This is a genomic window from Polynucleobacter sp. 39-46-10 (genome assembly GCF_002282275.1).
Window position 1 is genome coordinate 1 of sequence record NZ_NCJB01000199.1, and the last position, 4,373, is coordinate 4,373.

A 4,373-nucleotide genomic window follows, 5' to 3' on the forward strand; every position below is an offset into this window, starting at 1 on the left:
AAGCGTAAGCCCTTGTTTCTGGTGGTAGTGAAACTAAAAAGGGTGTCATTCCAGTGGTGAACGCTGAGAACAGTTTCGGTGTTGTAGGCTGCCATAGGTACTTAAATAATGAGGTGTAAAACTTAATTATCCTCATTCTGAGGAAACTTCTATAGATATAAAAGTACTTAGCTTATAAAAAAGGATTCTTTTACAACTCCCATGCATATACATAAGATCCTCTCTTATTCAATTGAGGGGAAAATGATGTCGGCAAAAACTGTAGGAGAAAAGTCTTTATTTTTGACTTTGGCTCAAATATCTTTGGGTATCGCGCTTTTAGGCCTATCAAGCCATTTGGCGCTCAATAGCAGTCGTTATTTGGAGGCATTGAACCAAAATGACCTTAACCAGTACCATGCATTTAGCCTATTAGTTTGCCTCAGCTTTATTTCGGGAGTATTCCTTATAGCTCAGCATGTATTGACTCAGGATCGTGATCAGGTAGACGAGGAATTTGAAAAAGCTATCAGCTACTGATAGTGCGCATTGGGATAATTGGGCTGATAGAAGAATTTCCGAAAACTGAATCTTTAATGCTTTATCTGGCTAGTGGTGCAGTCAAATATTTTTATATATCAATTTAGATATATAGATACAAAATTTAATTATTTGTAGAAATAAAGCTATGCATAGACAATACATTTGCTATGTATAAATACGACCACATTGACCAAACCCTTGTAGACCAGAGGGTTGCCCAATTCAGAGATCAGGTCGAGCGTCGCCTAAATGGCACCCTCCCTGAAGAAGAGTTTCGACCACTCCGTTTGCAAAATGGCTTGTATCACCAGCGACATGCTTACATGTTACGCGTTGCTATTCCATACGGCTTATTCAGTTCGAAACAGTTACGCACCCTAGCTGTTATTGCGGAAAAGTATGACCGTGGTTATGGTCACTTTACGACCCGTCAAAATATTCAATTCAATTGGGTGGAGTTGGAGCAGACCCCCGATATATTGGCTGAACTAGCCAAAGTAGAGATGCATGCAATTCAAACTTCAGGTAACTGCATCCGAAACATTACAAGCGATGCTTTTGCAGGTGTTGCAGCTGATGAATGTATTGACCCTAGGCCAATTTGTGAATTGCTTCGTCAATGGTCCACCTTGCATCCAGAGTTTGCTCATCTACCGCGAAAATTTAAGTTTGCGATTAATGGTGCTAAAGAAGATCGTACAGTGTTGCTTTGCCATGATGTGGGTATTGAGCTCCAAAAAAATCCAGATATCAATCATGGAGAACTGACTGCGAATATCTACGCGGGTGGGGGTATGGGGCGCACTCCAATTTTGGGCTCGTTAATTAAAAAGAATTTGCCTTGGCAAGTTCTCCCAAGTTATCTGACTGCATTGCTGCGGGTATATAACCGTTTTGGTAGAAGAGAAAATCTCTATAAGGCCCGCATTAAGATCTTAGTCAAGGCATTGGGCCCAGAAGAATTCGCACGTCAAGTGGAGGGTGAGTGGGCTCAACTACATAACGACACTAGGCAGAGTAAGGATAATTTCACTCAAGCTGAATGGGATAGGGTAGCCAAACACTTCACTAGGCCTGGCTATCAATCTCTAGTTGCGCTTAACCAGCAGCAAGTGCTCTCTTATTTCCAAGCACAGCTAGAACTTAATGAAAAAATTGCTTTTAGTCGTTGGCTAGAGCGCAATGTTAAGTCTCATCAAGTTCCTGGATATGCTTCAGTAATTTTGTCGCTCAAACCTCACGGCACCGCTGCGCCTGGAGATGTAACTAGTGATCAAATGAATGCTATCGCGGATTTGGCGGATCAATATAGTTTTGGTGAACTACGAGTTACTCATGAACAAAACTTAGTCTTGGCTGATGTTGAGCAGACTGAGCTTCTTAGTCTCTGGAGAGCGGCAAAAAAAAACCATCTTGTGCTGTCTAATATAGGGCTATTAACCGATATCATCGCCTGTCCTGGCGGGGATTTTTGTTCATTGGCTAATGCTAAGTCTCTACCAATTGCCAAGGCAATTCAAGAGCGTTTTGATGATCTTGATTATCTCCATGACCTTGGTGATATCTCATTAAATATTTCTGGTTGCATTAATTCTTGTGGCCATCATCACGTCGGCAATATTGGTGTACTCGGTGTTGATAAAGACGGGGAAGAGTGGTACCAAATTACCTTAGGTGGCGATCAGGGAAAGAATGCATCTGTTGGAAAAGTCATCGGACCATCCTTTTATGCCAATGAAATTCCGGATGTTATGACTAGCATAATCAATACCTACGTGGAGCAACGTTCGGCTGATGAGCCATTTATTGAGACCTATCGTAGGTTGGGCGTCATCCCATTTAAGGATGCTGCCTATAGACATAGCAGTAAACACGCTAAGGGCGCGGCTAATAGCTAGCTTGGCTTAATGAGAATATGAACCATCAAATTATTTATTATCCCAAAGACGGCAAGCCATTATTGATGATTAATGAGTGGTATGTGTGGAACAGGGAGCATGATGAAGGCGGTATCCCGGATTTAGCTCACGGTTTTCATAAAGTGCTGGTGCCATTTCATTGGTGGCTTAGTCATCATAAGAATCCCGATATCTTGGATCGTGCTCAGGATGGGAAAATCGGGGTGTGGTTTGCGGCGGATGACGACATTCTGAAGTACTCAGAAATTATTGAGAGCGGCAAATTAATCTGGCCGGTAGTCGGGGCGTACTTTCCGTTTTTTAGGGATGGTAGAAGCTTTAGTACTGCGGCCTTATTAAGGGAGCGTTTTGATTGGCAGGGTGAGATTAGAGCGCTTGGCGATGTTTTAATCGATCAACTCCTGCAAGGTGCCAGAGTGGGATTTGATAGCTTTGAATTGCGCCCAGATCAGAATCTAGATATTGCTCTTAAACAATTTAATCTTTATAGCGTCACCACTCAAAATAGTTGGCGCGAGCAACGCGCTACTATCGCCTAAGTTATCAAGAACCATGTCCACACAAAATCTTCTTGAGCTGGGTAAGGTTTTCTTGGTTGGCGCAGGTCCTGGCGCAGTGGATCTCATTACTTTGCGCGGTGCAAGGTTATTAGCTCAGGCTGATATCGTGTTTCATGATGCTTTGGTTGACCCTGAAATGCTGTATCTTTGCTCTCAAGCTATTCAGGTGCCGGTGGGTAAGCGTTGCGGAAAGTTGTCTTCGGCACAGCACTTTATTAACAAACGTCTCATTGACGCTGCACATCAATATAAAACCGTTGTTCGATTAAAAGGTGGTGACCCAATGATTTTTGGGCGCGCTGATGAAGAAATCCAGGCCTTAAAAGATAGCAATATTGATGTAGAGGTTGTTCCTGGTATTACCGCTGCTTTAGCTGGTGCTGCTTCTATTCAGCAGTCACTTACTTTGCGCGGGGTGAGTAGAAGTGTGGCATTTGTCACTTTGGCGCAAAGCAATGACTTAAATTCTGAAAGCCCATCAATATCGGAGTATGTTCCTATGGCACAGCCGAAGGCAGATACTTTGGTGTATTACATGGGGCGAAAGGATGCGGTAAAAATTGCCAAACAATTGATTGAGGCTGGGACGCATCACCATAGAGGAACCCCTGTTCATATTTTAGAGTCTGTCAGCACTAAAAGTGAACGACATTTGTCAAGCACTCTTGGGGAACTGGCTGATGGACACGCGATTGATTGGTTCAACATTAGCTCACCTGCGCTCATCATGATTGGCGAGGCTCTAAGGGAGAATCTAGAAGCACCTTCCTCTACATTAAACGGATCTTGCGGCGTAATCGATGATGGCTTGCAGGACAGCCTCGTCTTCACCAACAGCCGGCTTTGTGCTTAAGGTAATTGCAGGAAATTTTTCACGACAATTGGCGAGAAGTGCGGGGAAGTCATGTCGTAAATGGCCACCTTGGCCAAAGAAGACTGGAAGTATCTTAATTTCTTGAACTCCTTTCATTGCTAAGGAGCTGATTGCAGCTTCGAGGCTTGGATCCATCATTTCTAGAAAGGCAAGCTCAACCAACACATTTGGATGCTGTGCCACCCACTTTTCTTTCAGGCGATCAAAGGGTTCGCGCCAGCGAATATCTCGAGCACCATGGCCAAATAAGATCAGAGCCTTCATGCAATCCTTCTAATAAAGATTTCTATAAGTGTTTAAGCTTACTCTGAATTTAATTGGACGTCTTTATTAGGGTCTTAGTTTTGTAATTTACTTTGAAATGATAAGAAATTTTAGATAGATACTGTTTACCGATCAGGGTAGACTGTAATCTTATATATACGAGGTCTTTTGTATGAGCTCAGTAGGTCCCAAGTCCGTCTTTGAACGGGGTATTTGGTATGTCATCATTCAGGC

At 43.0% G+C, this 4,373-nt stretch carries 5 protein-coding genes and 1 pseudogene; 4 read left to right on the forward strand and 2 right to left on the reverse strand.

What is annotated here, in order from left to right; all coding sequences use genetic code 11:
- Positions 1-95, reverse strand: a pseudogene (locus tag B7X71_RS12455) (ferredoxin--NADP reductase); the annotation flags it as partial.
- A gap of 151 nt (positions 96-246) precedes the next feature.
- On the opposite strand from B7X71_RS12455, the gene B7X71_RS12460 reads away from it, so the two are divergent.
- The 4 genes from B7X71_RS12460 to cobA all read left to right on the forward strand — a co-directional run bounded on the left by B7X71_RS12460 (position 247) and on the right by cobA (position 3,854).
- Positions 247-519, forward strand: a complete 273-nt coding sequence (locus B7X71_RS12460) for a hypothetical protein (RefSeq protein WP_293600896.1) — start codon at positions 247-249, stop codon at positions 517-519.
- A 170-nt stretch (positions 520-689) separates the two neighbouring features.
- Positions 690-2,420 carry a nitrite/sulfite reductase gene (locus tag B7X71_RS12465; RefSeq protein ID WP_293598824.1) on the forward strand — a complete coding sequence of 577 codons (1,731 nt, stop codon included), beginning with the start codon at positions 690-692 and terminating at the stop codon, positions 2,418-2,420.
- A 17-nt stretch (positions 2,421-2,437) separates the two neighbouring features.
- On the forward strand, positions 2,438-2,980 hold the full coding sequence (locus B7X71_RS12470; RefSeq protein ID WP_293598825.1) for a DUF934 domain-containing protein: 543 nt from the start codon (positions 2,438-2,440) through the stop codon (positions 2,978-2,980).
- 13 nt (positions 2,981-2,993) lie between these two features.
- The gene (cobA, locus tag B7X71_RS12475; RefSeq protein ID WP_293598826.1) at positions 2,994-3,854 is read left to right on the forward strand and encodes a uroporphyrinogen-III C-methyltransferase; all 861 of its coding nucleotides are present in this window, start codon (positions 2,994-2,996) and stop codon (positions 3,852-3,854) included.
- On the opposite strand, the gene B7X71_RS12480 is transcribed toward cobA, so the two are convergent.
- Positions 3,777-4,139: a CbiX/SirB N-terminal domain-containing protein gene (locus B7X71_RS12480; protein ID WP_293598827.1), complete on the reverse strand. Its 363-nt coding sequence runs from the start codon at positions 4,137-4,139 to the stop codon at positions 3,777-3,779. The two genes, cobA and B7X71_RS12480, sit on opposite strands and share 78 nt — an antisense overlap.
- Between the last annotated feature and the right edge of the window lie 234 nt (positions 4,140-4,373).

Coding starts and splice junctions, on each gene's coding strand:
- B7X71_RS12465 (WP_293598824.1), top strand. CDS start 690: ATGTATAAATACGACCACATTGACCAAACCCTTGTAGACCAGAGGGTT.
- B7X71_RS12480 (WP_293598827.1), bottom strand. CDS start 4,139: ATGAAGGCTCTGATCTTATTTGGCCATGGTGCTCGAGATATTCGCTGG.
- cobA (WP_293598826.1), top strand. CDS start 2,994: ATGTCCACACAAAATCTTCTTGAGCTGGGTAAGGTTTTCTTGGTTGGC.
- B7X71_RS12460 (WP_293600896.1), top strand. CDS start 247: ATGTCGGCAAAAACTGTAGGAGAAAAGTCTTTATTTTTGACTTTGGCT.
- B7X71_RS12470 (WP_293598825.1), top strand. CDS start 2,438: ATGAACCATCAAATTATTTATTATCCCAAAGACGGCAAGCCATTATTG.